We start from the raw sequence: 17420 nt of genomic DNA on the forward strand, positions 1-17420 counted from the left end.
CATTATGACCAAATTAGGCTTACGTGATTCTGTTTTAACCTTAACCTTGATCCCCACAGTGATCATTGGTTTGTTACTTGGCGGCTATTTTACAATAAATCGTTACATTGAGCTTGATGAAATTTTATATCAACAAGGCAGCTCAATATCTGAACCCTTAGCAATTGCTTTAGAGCAGCCTTTACTTGAAAAAAATAAAAAGCTGCTTAACCGTCTGATTAGTTACACACACAATAAGCACTCCCCAACCATTAAATCGATTGCTATTTTTGATACCAGCAATCAGCTTATTATGACCAGTAACTATCATCGCTCGTTTGATGAACTAACTCAAAAAGAACAAATTGAAAATCTTCACACAACAAAAATTAATAAATCAGAAGAGTTAATCACGTTCTACACCCCTATTTTTAATCATTCTGCGCCGGTATCAAAATGGGATATTAATGATTTTCAAACCCCGCTTGGCACCGTTATTTTACAACTTAACAAAGACCAAGCGATTATAGGCCAGCAGCGAGCGGTTTTAATTAGCGGCATTGTTATTTTATTTTCAATAATATTGGCATCTATTTTAGCGCTTAAGCTTAGCCGTATGTTTATGAACCCGCTTAATAAGTTAGTACTTGCCACCGACAAACTAGTTGAGGGTAAAAGAGACACGGGTTTAAACGACACCATGATGGGCGAATTTGAACTTTTGCGTGAAGGGCTTAATACCATTGCCCACACTATGGTTATGCAAAAAGACGAAATGCAGAAAAATATTGATCAGGCCACGAGTGATTACCGCGAAACCCTAGAGCAATACGAAACTTCAAATATTCAGCTAACCATGGCCAAAAAAGAGGCGCAAGATGCTAACCGCGTTAAGTCCGACTTTTTAGCTAAAATGAGTCACGAGTTACGCACCCCGCTTAATGGGGTTATTGGCTTTACGCGCCAATTGTATAAAACACCTTTAAATAAACATCAAAAAGATTACCTCGATACCATAGAGCTTTCTGCCAATAGTTTATTGACAATTATTAGCGACATTTTAGATTTTTCTAAACTTGAAGCAGGCGCAATGGAGCTTGAATCAATCCAGTTTCAACTGCGCGATAGCGTAAACGAGGTTATGACATTATTAGCTCCCTCGGCGCATGAAAAACAACTTGAGCTATCTATTTATATCAACCCACAAGTGCCTGATGATTTAACCGGTGACCCCACTCGCCTTAAACAAGTCCTTATTAACTTGTTAAGTAATGCCATTAAGTTTACTGAAAAAGGCTCTATAAAAGTTGATATAAGCTACCGCTTATTAGATGAAGACCGCGCTTCTATTTTAGTATCAGTAACCGATACCGGTGTGGGTATTCCAATGGATAAGCAAGATGCGTTATTTACTGCATTTGGCCAAGCAGATTCCTCCATCACCCGAAAATTTGGCGGCACTGGTTTAGGTCTCATTATTACCAAACATATTGTAGAGGCTATGAATGGCCGAATAACGCTAAATTCAGCCCCGGGAAGCGGCACCTGTTTTACCTTTAATGGTGTGTTTAGGTTGCCTGATCATACCTTTAGTAACGACTTACCTTCTAAATCACTTATTGGTAAACGCATATTATACCTAGAGCCACACGAGCATACGCACCACTCTGTGCTTTCTGTATTAAACGAGTGGGAAGCGGTTGTAACCGCCTGTTTTAATGAAGCAGCGTTTTTAGACGCCATCAAACATAAAATGTTTAAGTACGATATTTGTATTATTGGTGATATGGCATCGGTAGATGATATGCAGCGACTTAAGAGCTATGTGAATATGGTTCGCGAGTCGTGCGATTATTTATACCTTATGCTCAATACGGTATCGCATAATATGCGCGAAGCGTTTATTGGCAGCGGCGCCGATGCGTGCTTAAGTAAGCCGCTTAATCATCGTAAATTATGTGAAGTACTGGCTGCGCCTTATCGCCTTGATCATCCAACCTTAAATATTGAGCCAAGCGACCAAACATTATTGCCATTAAAAGTACTGGTGGTAGATGACAATGATGCAAACTTAAAACTTATTTGCACCTTGTTAAAAGAGCAAGTTGAATTTATAGATACGGCCTACAATGGCTCACAAGCATACAGCTTAAGTAAAAGCCATAAGTACGATGTTATATTTATGGACATACAAATGCCGATTATGGATGGCATTACCGCGTGTAAACTTATTAAGGAGTCTTCTTTAAACGAAGACACACCTATTATTGCGGTAACCGCGCATGCACTGCACAGTGAAAAAGAGCAGCTATTAAAAGATGGCTTTAAAGGCTATCTAACTAAGCCTATTGATGAGGACATGCTGAGCCAAATTATATGCGATCATAGTCCGCAATCGCCCGTAAGCCGCGACAAAATTAAAAGTGTAACGTCACAAAGCCCAGCTCCATTTGAAAGTAACTGCTTAGATTGGTCGCTTGCGCTACAACGTGCAGGGGGTAAAGGTGAGCTGGCGCTGGAAATGCTCAATATGCTATTACAAAGTGTGCCAGAGACGCTCTCGCAGCTCAACGAAGCTATTGAGCAAAACGATTGCCAAACGGTATTAAGTGTTATCCACAAATTCCATGGCGCGTGCTGTTATACCGGTGTGCCTAAGCTTAAATCACTGGCAGAAACCATAGAAACCTCACTTAAAAGTGATTGCGTGCTAGATAACGTTGAGCCTGAACTATTTGAGCTTCAGGATGAGCTGGAAAACCTCATGGCAGATGCAAGTGCTACCGAGCATCAACGCTAAAAAACACGTAATAAAAAAGCGCAGTAAATGCGCTTTTAACAGGTTTTAATACCATTTTACTTAATTAAGTATTGCTATGAAATGGTGCCACCGTGGGGTTAAATTTATAACCTTGCCTCAATCATGAGGCGTTTCATGTCGCGTACTGCTTTTTCAAGGCCATCAATAGCTGCGCGCGCAATAATAGCGTGGCCAATGTTAAGCTCATAAATTTCAGGCATTGCAGCAATTGGTTTTACGTTATGATAATGAAGGCCATGTCCTGCATTTACAATTAAGCCTAAGCTCGCCGCGTATTTTACACCCTCTCGTATGTGCTCAAGCTCTTTGTGTAAATCTTCATCATTAGTGGCATCTGCATACGCGCCGGTATGAATTTCTACGTACGGTGCACCACACGCTTTAGCTGCATCTAACTGTGCTTTATCGGCATCAATAAATAATGACACTTTAATACCCGCATCAGTCAGTGTTTTAGTGGCCGCTTTAATTTTATCTACGTTACCAGCCACATCTAGGCCGCCTTCGGTCGTAAGCTCTTCACGTTTTTCAGGTACTAAACATACGTACTCAGGCTTTACTTCAAGGGCAATGTTAATCATTTCATCTGTAACCGCTGTTTCAAGATTCATACGCGTTTGAATCGTTTTAGCCATTACGTATACATCGCGGTCTTGAATATGGCGACGGTCTTCACGCAAGTGAATAGTAATACCATCTGCACCGGCGTGCTCTGCCACACTGGCCGCATGTGCTGGGTCTGGGTATGATGTACCACGCGCTTGGCGAAGCGTTGCAATATGATCAACGTTTACGCCTAAAAGAATGTCTTTCATTTTGTTACCTGTAAAATATGTTTATTGAGAGGCCATAAATAATTCACGGCTTTTTAATGGTTTATTACCCAGTAAAGGTTTTAGTAAATAACGGCTTAATTGTTTTGCCATATAGAGTACATCGCTTTGGCTAAAATCATGATTAGCAATCGCTTTGAGCTGCGCGCCGCTAAACCCTGAGCGCGTATCTTGTTGCATCAAAAAACCCAACTCAGGAAAGTAACTATACGTTTGCCTTTCATCAATTGGCTCACCACTGGCATCAAAGCTAAAGTCGACGCCATAACCCAACAACTCTAATAGTTGAAATTCGTATGAGCGCAGCACCGATTGTAAATCGACATCGCTATTTAAGTTCTCTAGGTGAGTTTTGTAGAGCTCAAACACTTGTTCAAGTGGCTCGTTTACCGGCACAATGCGGTTAGTCAGCTCATTTAAATAAAAGCCACAGTAAAGCTTATCCTTTGTTAAATATAAAGGATTACCATGTAGCTCAAATTTATTAATGTATTTTAAATCGTACTTGCCACTGTAATGAACAAGCAGTGCCTGAAAAGGCTGCAATTGTGCTTTGTGTTTAGTGGCCTGGCGACCACTCACTCTGGCTAGCATTCTTAGCTGGCCTACGCCTTCTACCAGCATATCGAGCATTACTTGGGAGTCGCTATAAGGACGCCGATGTAATAGGTACGCTGTGTAGAAGTCGCTATCCATATTAGTTGGTTAAATGCAGGTTAATCTTCGCCATAGCCTAAACTTCTTAAGGCACGTTCATCATCTGCCCAACCCGATTTAACTTTAACCCAAAGCTCTAAAAACACTTTGTTATCGAGCATTTCTTCAAGGTCTTTACGGGCTTCACGGCCAATCACTTTAAGCTTTTCGCCTTTGTTACCTATTACCATGCGTTTTTGGGTTTCACGCTCAACAAGAATTAACCCATTGATATGCCACACACCGTTTTCTTGCCATTTAAACTGCTCAATTTCTACAGTAACAGAATACGGCAGCTCTTCGCCCATAAAGCGCATTAGCTTTTCACGAATAACTTCTGCCGCCATAAAACGCATTGAGCGGTCGGTTACATAGTCATCAGGAAAGTAAAATTCGCACGGTGGTAAGCGTTTAGTTACTTCGGCTTTAATTAAATCAACGTTTTTACCTTGTGTTGCCGATACCGGCATTATGCCCACAAAATCAAATTTGTCGCCAAGCATCTTCATATGCGGTAATACTAAATCGCGGTCTTTTACTTGGTCAATTTTATTAATAACAAGTAAAACAGGCTTACCACTTTGCGATACTTTATTAAGTACCATTTCGTCATCGGCATTCCAGTGAGTGCCCTCAACAACAAAAATAATAAGCTCGACATCACCAATTGAACTCGATGCAGCACGGTTCATCAAGCGGTTAATAGCGCGCTTTTCTTCAACGTGTAAGCCCGGCGTATCAATATAAACAGCTTGGTGTTGCCCTTCGGTATGAATACCCATAATACGGTGGCGAGTTGTTTGTGGCTTGCGCGAGGTAATACTTACTTTTTGCTCAATGATTTCATTAAGCAATGTTGATTTACCTACATTAGGGCGGCCAACAATGGCAACCATGCCACAAAACGTATCAATATCACCTTCATGAGGCTGTATTAAGGTATCAAGATTCATTTTTTAGTATCTTCAATGCTTTTTCGGCAGCTTTTTGTTCGGCTTTACGACGCGAGCTACCAACAGAAATAATGCTATCCATACCTTCAACTATACATTCAACCGTGAACGTTTGATTGTGCGCTTGACCTTTGGTATCAACAACGGTGTAGCCCGGTAAAGATAACTTACGCGCTTGTAGATACTCTTGCAGCAAGGTCTTAGGATCTTTTTGATTAAGCCCTGGTGAAATAGCATCAAGTCGAGATTCGTACCACGCTAAAATCAGCTCGCCACAGCGGTCTATGTTTGAGTCTAAAAACACAGCCCCTATAATGGCTTCTACAGCATCAGCTAATGTTGATTCACGACGAAAACCACCGCTTTTTAACTCACCCGGCCCAAGGCGCAAGTAGTCACCTAAACCAAACTCTAGCCCAAATTCAGCAAGTGTTTGGCCACGCACAAGCGTAGAGCGCATACGGCTTAAATCGCCTTCACGCGCTTTTGGAAATTTGTCGTACAAAGCATTGGCAATAACAAAGCTCAAAATTGAATCGCCTAAAAACTCTAAGCGTTCGTTGTGTTGACCTTTATGACTGCGGTGCGTCATTGCCTGTTCAAGTAAACCTTGATCAGCAAATTCGTAGCCAATTCGTTTATATAATTCTGTTACATTTTTTTTCATTGTTACTGAATATTACCTAGGCGTTCAAAACGAACACCAGTTGGAACCCATCCTGGTAAAACATCATCTGGGCCATTCTCAAATTCAAAACTCATCCATATAAAGACAGCTTTACCCACCAAGTTTTCTTTTGGTACAAAGCCCCAAAAGCGACTATCTTGGCTGTTGTCGCGGTTATCACCCATCATAAAATAATGATCAGCTGGTACAGTCCATTCATCCGAAGGAGTACCTGGTTGCTGATAGTAACGCCCTTTACGTTCAGGTGCGCGTGGGTTGATTAAAATGTCGTGCTTGAGTGTCGTTAAATCTTCATTTACTCGGGCAAGCGACATTTGGCCTTGTTTAAACTCATTATCGTTAATTAATTTAAAATCAATTTTATTAAACTCATTACAAAGTAGGTCACCCTGCTGGGTCTCGCCTTCTTTACAATTAGGTTGAATATATAAACGTTTATCACGATAAACAATTTTATCGCCCGGTAAACCAATAGCACGTTTTATATAATCTACTCGCTCATCTAACGGGTATTTAAAAACAACAATATCGCCGCGTTCAGGCTCGCCTACATCTACAAGCTGGCTACGCCATACTGGGTCTTTAATCCCGTACGAGTACTTTTGTACTAAAATAAAGTCGCCCACCAACAGGGTTGGCATCATTGAACCTGACGGTATTTGAAAAGGCTCAAAAATAAACGACCTAAAAATAGTAATAGCTGCAATCATCGGAAAAATCGATTTTGCAGTTTCTGTAATTGCCGGCTCAGGTGCTATTAACGCCGCTGTTTCCTCATCAAGCTGGCCACCGGCAGATGTTTGGGCAAGCGCCAAACGCTCTTGCCTTTTTGGCGCATACATTAGGTGGTCAATTAACCATATTAAACCTGAGCCTAACGTTAATAACACCAATAAAACTGAGAAATAACCAGCCATCTATAATCCTTTGTTTTTATTTACCAACTTTCAAAATAGCTAGAAACGCTTCTTGCGGTACTTCTACGTTACCCAATTGCTTCATTCGTTTTTTACCATCTTTTTGCTTTTGCAATAGCTTTTTCTTACGACTCACGTCACCACCGTAACACTTAGCGATTACATTTTTACGTAATTGCTTAACTGTGGTGCGGGCAATAACATGTTGTCCTATTGCAGCTTGAATCGCAATATCAAACATTTGACGCGGAATAAGCTCTTTTAACGCATCAGCAAGTTGGCGGCCGCGTGATTGTGCACTGTCGCGGTGAACAATTATAGCGAGCGCATCAACACGTTCACCATTGATAAGTATATCAACACGTACCATGTCTGATGTTTGAAAGTGCTTAAAGTTGTAATCAAGCGATGCAAAACCACGACTGGTTGACTTTAATTTATCAAAAAAGTCCATAACCACTTCAGCCATAGGTAGCTCATAAGTTACAGCGACTTGCTTGCCGTGATAACTCATTTTAGTTTGCATACCACGCTTTTCTACACACAGAGTAATAACGCTACCTAAAAACTCTTGCGGTACAAGTATGTTTGCCTCTACTACTGGTTCGCGTATTTCAACAATATCATTTACCGCCGGTAAGTCAGACGGGTTATCAATTTGACTCGTACCTTCTTTGGTTACTACTTCGTAGATTACAGTAGGTGCCGTGGTAATTAAATCAATATCGTATTCACGCTCTAAACGTTCTTGAATAATTTCCATGTGTAGCATACCTAAAAAGCCACAGCGGAAACCAAAACCCAGTGCTGTTGAATTTTCAGGTTCAAAAAATAACGACGCATCATTTAAGCTTAGTTTATTAAGTGCATCGCGGAACGATTCATAATCATCAGAGGCAATTGGGAACATACCTGCATATACTTGCGGCTTAATTTTTTGAAAGCCTGGTAAACGCACTGGTGCCGCATTTTTTTGATGCGTAATCGTATCGCCCACTGGGGCGCCGTGTATTTCTTTAATACCGGCAATAACAAACCCTACTTCGCCGGTACGTAAAATACCCGTGTTGGTTTGTTTAGGGGTAAAAATACCCACGTGATCAGCTGTATGTACTTGCTCGTTCGACATTATTTTTATTTTGTCGCCGGCACGTAGTTCACCGTGCTTAATACGCACTAGTGATACAACACCTTGGTATGGGTCAAACCACGAGTCAATAATAAGCGCCTGTAAAGGTTGATCTTTTTCACCTACCGGTGGTGGGATATCCTTTACAATCATTTCAAGTACTTCAGCAATACCAACACCTGTTTTTGCACTACATTGCACAGCGTCTAGGGCATCAATACCAATAATGTCTTCAATTTCTTCTGCTACACGAAGCGGATCGGCTTGCGGTAAATCTATTTTATTTAAAACAGGGATTACTTCTAAATCCATTTCAATGGCGGTATAACAGTTTGCCAGCGTTTGTGCTTCAACACCTTGTCCGGCATCAACAACTAAAAGCGCACCTTCACATGCCGCTAAAGAGCGAGAAACTTCATAAGTAAAGTCAACGTGCCCTGGTGTATCGATAAAGTTAAGTTGGTAGGTTTCGCCATCGTTAGCAGTGTAGTTAAGCGTTACACTTTGCGCTTTAATGGTAATACCGCGCTCACGCTCGATGTCCATTGAATCTAACACTTGCTTTTGCATTTCGCGGTCTGTTAAGCCACCACAAACCTGGATCAAACGATCTGAAAGGGTCGATTTACCATGGTCAATATGGGCGATGATCGAAAAATTACGGATATGCTTCATAAACTGGATTCTAAACTTCTATTTTAATAGGCTAAGTACGAACACCTGAGTGACTTGAAAATACTTATTGGGTATAAGTGCTATATAAGTGGCTAAATGCGCTTTAGATAATCAAATTTTTGATTGCCTTTTTACCCTGTATTTCCAAGTTACTCTGGTATAAAACGGCAATTTTACATTTAATTGGCCTTAATCACCATCTATTTGCGTTAAAGGAAGGCTAATTGGATGAATTTTTATCACTTTTACATCATGCCTGAGTGTTTTTACTTTGCTTTTAGCTAAAAAGTAACCACCTACACCGCCCAAAGCGGCGAATAATATTTGCCATCCCTGCGCTAAAAGTAGTAATTCGGCACTAATAAATGCAAGCGTTAATCCTAAAAATAAAGGCAGCATGTATACAGCAAAAGCATGTTTGACTAAATGCGAATCATCTAATGAAAGCGTTACTTTTTGGCCCACTTCTACAGGAGTATCAAATTGATAGGGAAAGGTTTTTTTATCGCTACCAAAGAGTTTGGCAAAGACTTGCGAGCCACAGCGACCATTACACCCTTCGCAGGCTTTTTTTTGCTGGGCTTCTAAGTGGGCAGTGGTGCCATCTAGGGCAACCACTGTAAGTGTTTGTTCAATCATAACAACCCTTACGAATTGTTTATAATGCGCGAGTCACTGACTCAGCAATTGCCTTTGCGGTTTGGCTTGGCACATTACCAACAACGGATACATCAAAGTTTCCGCCATTATGCACATAAATTGTCGTTGCGCCAGAAGTTAATGATCCGCTTAAGCGGCGACCTGGTAAGGGGCGCTGTACAAAAACTGAAATTTCCACAAACCCATCAGAATATAAATAATAGTCAGTAAGTTCGTTGTTTAAATCGAGTTTATGGCGGTCTGATTTTAGTAATTTAAAGCCATTAGGTAACCAACCAATGCGCCAGTTTGTGGCATTGCTTTTTTCACCTTCCAGTGCGTTACCTGGTAACGGCGTTGGAAAATTACGGTTGAGCACTTCTAAAATCATCGGTGCTGGTTGCTCTGTTACGCTAATATGGGTTAACTGTAGCTGCTCTAATGCTTCACCTTGGTGGTTAACATAAGCGGCTTTTAATAACAGCGATGACTCTGTATCAAGCCAAATCCAATAGTTATATTTGTATTCATCTTTTGATTCTATTCTCACCAGTTGCGCCGCTCGCCCTGCAATACGGCCTTTACCACCTAGCACAAAATCATATTGGCTGCTTAATGCTTCAATATCTTTAAATAATACTTCAGGTATTGGCCCAGCAATGGAGTCTGTATTTATAGAATATGGCTGCGATTGCGGTTCAAAGTAGGTTACTTGGTCGTTAATTCTCACCATTTCTAAGCCCGCGCCATTAAGTAAACTTAAATGCTCAAGCTCTGTTTCACCTTGCTTTGCATGAACCCAACGGTAAGGTTCCATGGCTTTACCCTTTACCACCACAAAAGAGGCGTCAAAATTACGGGTATGCACTGCGTTCGCCATGTTTAGTAATAAATCTTTGGCGGGATTTGTGTCGTTAGCAAAAACATTAAAGCTTAATACCAACGACAGAACAAAAGTGATTACTTTCATTTAATTAGTTTTTTTCCTCTTGCGCTTTGTCACTATTTTGCGCTGTTTGCAAAGAGTGTGCAACACGTGCTTGACGTTGATGCTCTAAAACTAACGCGCCAATGCGTTGTTGCTGTAATTCGCGTAAACCTTGCTCAGCGTTTTCAAGAGCAGGTTCTGATGAATAACTCACCGGCGACGCCATACCTGTTAATGGGGTAGTTTGTAAAAGCGGAATTTCGCTTTCTTGCTCGCCCGCACCTTGCGGCAAGGTATTTACGCCAACAATGGCAAACATAGCTACGCTTGCAGCAATAGCAAGTTGTGCAACCGGCTTACGCCAATTAAACGCCACTACTTTGTTGTCTTGCTGCGCTTCACTGTGCTCGGTATCTGGAGCTTTGTTTGCTGTCGATTGGGTGAAATCGGCATACACAGGCTCACTTTCAAGTGCTAAGGCGATGTTATCGCTTATATCGATGTGTATGTCGTTGTTATTTTTTTGAGCACGCATCGCATCACCAATTAGCGCATATCGACCAAACGTAGCAACATCCTGATCAGAAATTTTACCCTCTGCAAGGTGTTGTTCGCCGTCAAGTAATGCTGATAACGTTTCGCTATCCAACTTGTTAACGTGTGCTTTTGTCATACTAAGACTCGCCTATTAATGGGTTTAATTTATTATCTATTGCTTCTCGGGCTCTAAAAATACGCGAACGTACTGTCCCAACAGGGCAATCCATTACCACGGCTATTTCTTCATAGCTCATCCCTTCGATTTCTCTTAGGGTAATCGCGGTTTTAAGGTCTTCAGGCAAACTATCAATCGTATTAAAAATAACAGCGCGTACTTCGTCGCTTAACAGTAAGTTTTCAGGCGATGCGTTTGAACGCATCGAATCCGCACCGTCATAAAACTCGGCATCTTCAGCGTCTATATCGTTTGCTGGCGGTTTACGGCCCTGAGCTACTAAATAATTTTTAGCACAATTAACGGCAATACGGTATAACCACGTATAAAAGGCACTATCACCTCTAAAGTTTGGAAGTGCACGGTAGGCCTTAATAAATGCCTCTTGTGCTACATCTGCAATATCGCCTTGGTTAGACACATAACGTGAAATTAACCCTGCAATTTTGTTCTGATACTTCTTTACTAATAGGTTGAAGGCGTTTTTATCTCCTTGCTGGACCCTTTTTACAAGCGCTAAATCTAATTCCTGCTCGCTCATTCGAGCCGGTACTCCTCTGTTTGATTCTTGCTGGTTATTCATAGTGTCGCCATTGTTCACAAATACTCTGACCTCTTTATGAATAAAAAGTTCTGCTTAATATTATTTTTTTATAAAATAGTCGTAAATAACGGCGCTAAGCCATTAAAATCACTACGTAGTAATATGACAAATATGATACAACTACACTATTAAAAACAAATATTGCTCTAATTTGAGCATTGTAACCGCAAAGTACCTCTGACATGAACCAAAATAAACATCATATTGCTGATGTCGCTATTATCGGTAGCGGCGCGGCGGGCTTATCTCTTGCATTGTCTTTAGCTAACTATTGTAATGTTACTGTGATCAGTAAAGGTGCCCTCACCGAAGGCTCTACACTGTATGCACAAGGCGGGATTGCCGCAGTATTTGATAAAAAAAACGACAGCATAGAATCACATGTTGAAGATACCCTTGATGCCGGCGGTGGTTTATGTGACCGAGAAGCTGTGCATTATACTGCAAGTAATGCGCATCAGTGTTTACAATGGCTCATTGAGCAAGGCGTTCCTTTTGATATGGAGTTTGATAGCAAAGGAAAAGAGCGCTTTCATTTAACCCGCGAAGGCGGACACAGCCATCGCCGTATTTTACATGCAGCCGATGCCACTGGTAAGGCCGTACAAACCACGTTAATTAGCCAAGTTAAAGCGCATAAAAACATTACCTTGCTCGAGCAATACAATGCCATCGATTTGATTAGTGATAAAAGCTTAGGTAAGCCGGGTTCGCATATTCATGGCATGTACGTGTGGAATAAAAAAGCAAAAAAAGTAGAAACTATTTCAGCTAAATTTGTAGCGCTCGCAACAGGGGGGGCAAGCAAGGTGTATTTGTACACTTCAAACCCTGATGTATCTAGCGGTGACGGTATTGCCATGGCGTGGCGTGCAGGCTGTAGGGTAGCCAATATGGAGTTTAACCAATTTCACCCCACTAGCCTTTATCATCCCGAGCTACAAAACTTCTTAATTACCGAAGCTATGCGCGGTGAAGGAGCGTATTTAAAGCGCCCCGACGGCACTCGCTTTATGAAAGACTTTGACGATAGAGAAGAGCTGGCACCGCGCGACATAGTAGCCCGTGCTATCGACTTTGAAATGAAGCGTTTAGGTGCAAATTGTGTATACCTAGATATTAGCCACAAAGATAAAGACTTTATTATTGAGCACTTCCCTACTATTTACGCAAAGTGTTTAAGTGTAGGGCTTGATATAACCAAAGAAGCCATCCCGGTTGTTCCTGCCGCGCATTATACGTGTGGCGGTGTAATGAGCGACTTTAACGGTAAAACCGATTTAGATAACTTATACGCTGTAGGCGAAGTAGCCTACACAGGTTTGCACGGCGCTAACCGTATGGCGAGCAATTCATTATTAGAGTGCATTGTATTTGCTCACGCTGCCGCTAAAGATATTTTAAGTAAACTTGAGCATGCGCCAGCACCACTTGCGCTGCCAAGTTGGGATGAAAGCCGAGTCAGTAATTCTGATGAAGAAATTGTTATTACCCATAACTGGCACGAACTGCGGTTATTTATGTGGGATTATGTAGGCATTGTGCGCTCAACTAAACGCCTAGAACGAGCACTGCACCGTGTTGAGTTATTACAACAAGAAATACATGATTATTACGCAAACTTTAGAGTAAGTAATAACTTATTGGAGCTTCGTAATTTAGTGCAAGTAGCCGAGCTGATAATTAGAAGTGCAATGCAGCGTAAAGAAAGCCGCGGCCTTCACTATACGATTGACTACCCTGAGCAAAATGAAAACCCAACACCCACTATTTTGATTCCACCTCGCCATTAATGGCAATCAATGCTGCGCGCTTTAAACGTGCGTAGCTTTGCTTATTTACGCCATTAGCTGAAATAATAAGCCATTGGCGTTTATTAAAACCTTTAATGTGTAACCAAACAGTAGTATTTAATATTTTTGTTTTAGGGGTTATTTGCCCCTGAACCTTTAAATTTTCGTTTTCGAAGCGTATTTGCTTAGGCTCTAAAATAATAACGCCACTTTCAGGGTGAATAGCCACTATTTTTTGCCATACCCAGTAAAACGCAATTGTATTTACAGTTATACAAACAACAATGCTAAAAAAAGAGCTTAAATAAAGCCCTAATACCACACTTAATAAGCAGAAAAACAGCACCACTGGCCGCTGTTCTGCTTTATTATTTACTACTGTAAACCTATACACGAACTCGGTCTAAAATTAGCGATACCATGGTATTAAGCTCAGCATCTTTACATTCTTCATGGCCCATAAACCATGCAAATAAATCAGGGTCTTCTTGGGTTAGCAAACGCTGAAATACAGCCTGTTGCTGTGCATTTAACGAATCATACGCCTGCTCTACAAATGGCATAAACAAAACATCTAACTCTAACATGCCGCGGCGACAAGCCCAGCGTATACGTGCTTTACTATGAATTTCAGTCATTTTAAACCTCATACTTAATTGTCCCGAGTTTAACAAATACCCGCCTAATTAGCAGCTATTAATCTGTGTTCAAATAATAAAAAACTGCCCGCCTTCGTTGCTGTACCCTAGGTTATAACTGCGTTATTATGTCTACTCATTTGTATTGCACAGAAGGTTTTTATGTCGAGCGTTTATGCATGTCCGTTATCTCACCAACTTATTAGCCTAACCGGTGCGGATAAATTGTCTTATCTTCACGGACAAATCACTCAAGATCTCAATAAACTATCTAACAGCAATTATTTATGGGCTGGTCACTGCAGTGCCAAAGGCAAGTTGTGGGGTGTGTTTAAATTATTTTCTCACCAAGATAGCTACTACTTAGCAGGTTCACAGCCTGAGGTAGAGAAGTCGCTCAGTGAGCTAAAAAAATACGCTGTGTTTGCCAAAGTAGATATTGATGTTTCTACGAACAGATTAATCGGGTTGATCAGTGACGATTTAACCCCAGTACTAGAAAAACTTGATATTCGTTTTTCTGATGACCAAACGGCCTGTGATTTCCCAAGTGGTAAAGCCCTTAAGTTAGCGCCAAATCGCGTTTTAGTAATGGTTGATAGCCAATTTAGTATGCCAGATGATGTCTCTACATTAGATAACTGCGCACTATGGCAAGAAGCCGCTATAAAAGCGGGCGAGCCACAATTAAATAGTGACGCCATTGGCGAATACGTACCACAAATGGTAAACCTTCAAGCGATTAACGGCATTAGTTTTAAAAAAGGCTGTTACACCGGCCAAGAAACGGTTGCCCGTATGAAGTACCTAGGTAAAAACAAACGCGCTATGTATATTGTTACAGGTAAAAGCGATGGCCTACTTGAAGAGCCTGAGCTTGAAACCCAAGTGGGCGAAAACTGGCGCCGTGCTGGTAAACTAATTGCCCAAAGCTATAACGAAAATAGCCAAACCATATTTGGCCTTGTTGTGCTGCCAAACGATACACCAAGTACACACGTACTTCGTGCAAAGCACACCCCTCAGGTAGAGCTAAGCATTCTGCCTCTACCTTACTCTCTTGAAGATGAATAAATAGGAATGACTATGATCGTTGCACCAAACACAGTAGTAAAAATGCATTATTCAGTACTGGATAACGATGGCAATACCATTGATAACTCTTTTGATGGCGAGCCACTGGTTTTTATTATTGGCACAGGCTACTTAATCCCAGGGCTTGAAAATGCACTCCAAGGCAAGCAAGCCGGTGATACATTAAATGTAAAAGTAGAACCTGAAGAAGGCTACGGCGAACGTCACGATAACCTAATGCAAGCGGTGCCTAAGTCGATGTTTGATGGCATGGAGATTGAAGTGGGTATGCAATTTAGAGCGTCAACTGATGATGGTGATCAATCTGTGATGATTATCGAGATTCAAGATGAAGACGTTATAGTTGATGGCAACCACCCGCTTTCGGGTATTACCCTTAATTTTGATGTAGAAATTTTAGAGGTGCGCGAAGCAACCGAAGAAGAGCTTGCGCACGGCCACGTGCACGGTGAAGGCGGTTGTGGTCACGATCACTAATCATACCGCCGTTTATAAAAAAAGCGCCTAAGGCGCTTTTTTTATAACATATTGTTGTAGGTTGCGGTTTTTATTGGCGCCGGTTCCTCTAAAGGGGTTTCACTGGGTGTTATTTTACCCTCAAGCGCACGTAATAAGCCTTGCTGATCGTTTGTCCCCACTCGGTACTTAGTACCGTCTTTTAAGGTTAACTGTAGCGCACTAAACCCGGATACAGAATACACCCACCCATCATGCGTAATACGAATACCAATACCATGGCGGTAAGAGTTTTGCACCGCTTTAGCCTCTACTATGTCCGCAAGTGCTAAACGTTGCCCCGCAACGCCAGGGCCAAAAGCCCAACTAATTGTTTGCTCGTCAACTTTTACGGTTAAACCATGAAACAAAAAACCGACTAAAACCAATACACCGGCAAATACCATTAATGGCACATCAGCGCCCATTAAGTTCCAGGCTAGGACTACAAAGCCGCCTATCCATGCTAAAACAAAAAATATAAACATCGCATATTGTTTATGCTGATACATAACGCTCTCTTTATTATTAAAAACTGTACACCAACGTGGCGCTTAATTCTGAGTCGTATTTAAGGTTATCGTCTTCAGGTTTTGAATTATAACGATACATATAGGCAAACTTTAACGATACCGCACCTATAACTTGGCTAATCAAAGCGGTTTCTGACTTCAAACGCGAATTTAACCCCGACAAAGACTGCTCAATACTCACATCTTGATTAAAGCGCGTGCGCTTAGATACCAAACGCTCCCACTGCATTGCAATACGTACTAAATAACCAGTTTTATTTTCATCTTCTTCGCTTACCTCTGACTCATCATCAGCGACAGAGCGATATAAACCTGGGCCAATATCAATATCTACTTTATTTTTTACACCTTGGTAAACTCTGGCACCATAGCCTGTAGCCACCGTGCTTTTGTAATCTAGGCCGCTAAATTTATCTTCTTCGTAGTCACCGTAAATAAAAAATGAAGAGTTTTTAACGCCCACTTTGTAGTTGCCCTGTGCAGAGACAAAAATACGGTCTGCCGTTACATCGGTTTGCCCTGTATCTTCGTTTTGATCTCGTTTATACAAGGTGTCTAATTTAAATTGGTTACGCCAATTTTCGAAGTCTTGGTATAAATTCCCTCTAAACTTAAAGCTGGTAGAGTTAGTATTACCCTTACTTAAAATCAAGCCAAATTCAGTATCGCCATAGAGCATTTCGCCTTTATGTAGCTCGTGAATTTCTTCATCAGAGAGTTGTCCATATTCATGAAAGTCTTCAAATGGATCAACAGCCCAACAGCGGCTGCTCATTATTAAAAACACGAATAGTAAATACTTATGCACGGTAAACTCTCTTGCACATACAAACAAAACTGCTTACTCAGCGTGCTCTGTTTCTTTCCACAAAATATGACAAAACGGCGCGTCTTTATCACGGCTAATTAAAATTTTTGCAAATAACACATCTTCGTTTTCAAACTCTAACCCCACTAGCACTTGCACAAATAACTCCGACTCTATTTCAAGTGCTACAAAGTCTTGCCATTGCTCATCAGGCTCGCCCTCTTCAATAAACCCAAGTTCTTCTCGGTATTCGTTAAAGTCTTCAACATCTTGTTCGCTAAGATTATTTGGCGCCAGCTCTAAAAAAATATCGTACGCTTGATGGGTAACTTCTTCTTCGCTATATAAACGTGGGCCTGACATGGGTAAAACCTCAATGCATTTTAAGTGCACACATAATATCAAAACTCATCTGTGTTTTGAGAAAAAACAGCTAAAAATAATGACTTTTTTGTTACCAGCTCATGCGCAGTTAAGCTTA

The 17420-nt window shown here is 41.2% G+C and carries 19 protein-coding genes; 4 read left to right on the forward strand and 15 right to left on the reverse strand.

Annotated features, from left to right (window positions below; genetic code table 11):
* Window positions 1-4: 4 nt before the first annotated feature.
* Window positions 5-2779, forward strand: coding sequence for a two-component sensor histidine kinase BarA (barA, locus tag AN395_RS08300; RefSeq protein WP_024033078.1), 2775 nt, complete (start codon window positions 5-7; stop codon window positions 2777-2779).
* A gap of 104 nt (window positions 2780-2883) precedes the next feature.
* Here the strand turns inward: barA and pdxJ are convergent, their stop codons facing one another.
* From pdxJ to rpoE, 10 genes are all read right to left on the reverse strand, one after another.
* Entirely contained in the window at window positions 2884-3615 is a 732-nt protein-coding gene (gene pdxJ, locus AN395_RS08305; RefSeq protein ID WP_004586231.1) for a pyridoxine 5'-phosphate synthase, read from the reverse strand.
* 21 nt (window positions 3616-3636) lie between these two features.
* Entirely contained in the window at window positions 3637-4329 is a 693-nt protein-coding gene (gene recO / locus AN395_RS08310; RefSeq protein WP_024033080.1) for a DNA repair protein RecO, read from the reverse strand.
* 20 nt (window positions 4330-4349) lie between these two features.
* Window positions 4350-5282: a GTPase Era gene (era, locus tag AN395_RS08315; RefSeq protein ID WP_004586229.1), complete on the reverse strand. Its 933-nt coding sequence runs from the start codon at window positions 5280-5282 to the stop codon at window positions 4350-4352.
* Window positions 5272-5949, reverse strand: a complete 678-nt coding sequence (rnc, locus tag AN395_RS08320) for a ribonuclease III (protein ID WP_004586228.1) — start codon at window positions 5947-5949, stop codon at window positions 5272-5274. Before rnc ends, era begins: the two co-directional genes overlap by 11 nt.
* A gap of 2 nt (window positions 5950-5951) precedes the next feature.
* Window positions 5952-6887, reverse strand: a complete 936-nt coding sequence (lepB, locus tag AN395_RS08325; RefSeq protein ID WP_004586227.1) for a signal peptidase I — start codon at window positions 6885-6887, stop codon at window positions 5952-5954.
* 16 nt (window positions 6888-6903) lie between these two features.
* A complete protein-coding gene (gene lepA / locus AN395_RS08330; protein WP_029771928.1) occupies window positions 6904-8691 on the reverse strand; it encodes a translation elongation factor 4 in 1788 nt (595 codons plus the stop codon).
* Between the two features lie 189 nt (window positions 8692-8880).
* Entirely contained in the window at window positions 8881-9330 is a 450-nt protein-coding gene (locus AN395_RS08335) for a SoxR reducing system RseC family protein (RefSeq protein WP_004586225.1), read from the reverse strand.
* 19 nt (window positions 9331-9349) lie between these two features.
* On the reverse strand, window positions 9350-10300 hold the full coding sequence (locus AN395_RS08340) for a MucB/RseB C-terminal domain-containing protein (RefSeq protein ID WP_054982697.1): 951 nt from the start codon (window positions 10298-10300) through the stop codon (window positions 9350-9352).
* Window positions 10301-10304: 4 nt separating this feature from the next.
* Window positions 10305-10931: a sigma-E factor negative regulatory protein gene (locus AN395_RS08345; protein ID WP_024033083.1), complete on the reverse strand. Its 627-nt coding sequence runs from the start codon at window positions 10929-10931 to the stop codon at window positions 10305-10307.
* Window position 10932: 1 nt separating this feature from the next.
* Window positions 10933-11514 carry an RNA polymerase sigma factor RpoE gene (gene rpoE, locus AN395_RS08350; RefSeq protein WP_004586222.1) on the reverse strand — a complete coding sequence of 194 codons (582 nt, stop codon included), beginning with the start codon at window positions 11512-11514 and terminating at the stop codon, window positions 10933-10935.
* 245 nt (window positions 11515-11759) lie between these two features.
* On the opposite strand from rpoE, the gene nadB reads away from it, so the two are divergent.
* Window positions 11760-13370: an L-aspartate oxidase gene (gene nadB / locus AN395_RS08355; RefSeq protein ID WP_024033085.1), complete on the forward strand. Its 1611-nt coding sequence runs from the start codon at window positions 11760-11762 to the stop codon at window positions 13368-13370.
* Here nadB and AN395_RS08360 read toward each other — a convergent pair.
* Both AN395_RS08360 and AN395_RS08365 read right to left on the reverse strand, forming a co-directional pair.
* Window positions 13345-13764 (reverse strand): hypothetical protein, encoded by a 420-nt coding sequence (locus AN395_RS08360; RefSeq protein WP_004586220.1) that lies wholly within the window; start codon window positions 13762-13764, stop codon window positions 13345-13347. The genes nadB and AN395_RS08360 overlap by 26 nt on opposite strands.
* Window positions 13757-14008 (reverse strand): succinate dehydrogenase assembly factor 2, encoded by a 252-nt coding sequence (locus AN395_RS08365; RefSeq protein ID WP_004586219.1) that lies wholly within the window; start codon window positions 14006-14008, stop codon window positions 13757-13759. The genes AN395_RS08360 and AN395_RS08365 overlap by 8 nt, the downstream gene beginning before the upstream one ends.
* 162 nt (window positions 14009-14170) lie before the next feature.
* Between AN395_RS08365 and AN395_RS08370 the strand changes: the two genes are divergently transcribed.
* Window positions 14171-15082, forward strand: a complete 912-nt coding sequence (locus AN395_RS08370) for a folate-binding protein YgfZ (protein ID WP_054982698.1) — start codon at window positions 14171-14173, stop codon at window positions 15080-15082.
* Between the two features lie 12 nt (window positions 15083-15094).
* A complete protein-coding gene (locus AN395_RS08375; protein WP_004586217.1) occupies window positions 15095-15580 on the forward strand; it encodes a peptidylprolyl isomerase in 486 nt (161 codons plus the stop codon).
* A 41-nt stretch (window positions 15581-15621) separates the two neighbouring features.
* Here AN395_RS08375 and AN395_RS08380 read toward each other — a convergent pair whose 3' ends face one another.
* From AN395_RS08380 to AN395_RS08390, 3 genes are all read right to left on the reverse strand, one after another.
* Window positions 15622-16110 carry a hypothetical protein gene (locus AN395_RS08380; RefSeq protein ID WP_054982699.1) on the reverse strand — a complete coding sequence of 163 codons (489 nt, stop codon included), beginning with the start codon at window positions 16108-16110 and terminating at the stop codon, window positions 15622-15624.
* 16 nt (window positions 16111-16126) lie between these two features.
* On the reverse strand, window positions 16127-16906 hold the full coding sequence (locus AN395_RS08385; protein ID WP_276537847.1) for a DUF481 domain-containing protein: 780 nt from the start codon (window positions 16904-16906) through the stop codon (window positions 16127-16129).
* Between the two features lie 66 nt (window positions 16907-16972).
* Window positions 16973-17302 carry an HI1450 family dsDNA-mimic protein gene (locus AN395_RS08390; RefSeq protein ID WP_054982700.1) on the reverse strand — a complete coding sequence of 110 codons (330 nt, stop codon included), beginning with the start codon at window positions 17300-17302 and terminating at the stop codon, window positions 16973-16975.
* Between the last annotated feature and the right edge of the window lie 118 nt (window positions 17303-17420).

The sequence above is a fragment of the Pseudoalteromonas sp. P1-30 genome (assembly GCF_001400005.1).
Lineage (GTDB): Bacteria > Pseudomonadota > Gammaproteobacteria > Enterobacterales > Alteromonadaceae > Pseudoalteromonas > Pseudoalteromonas atlantica.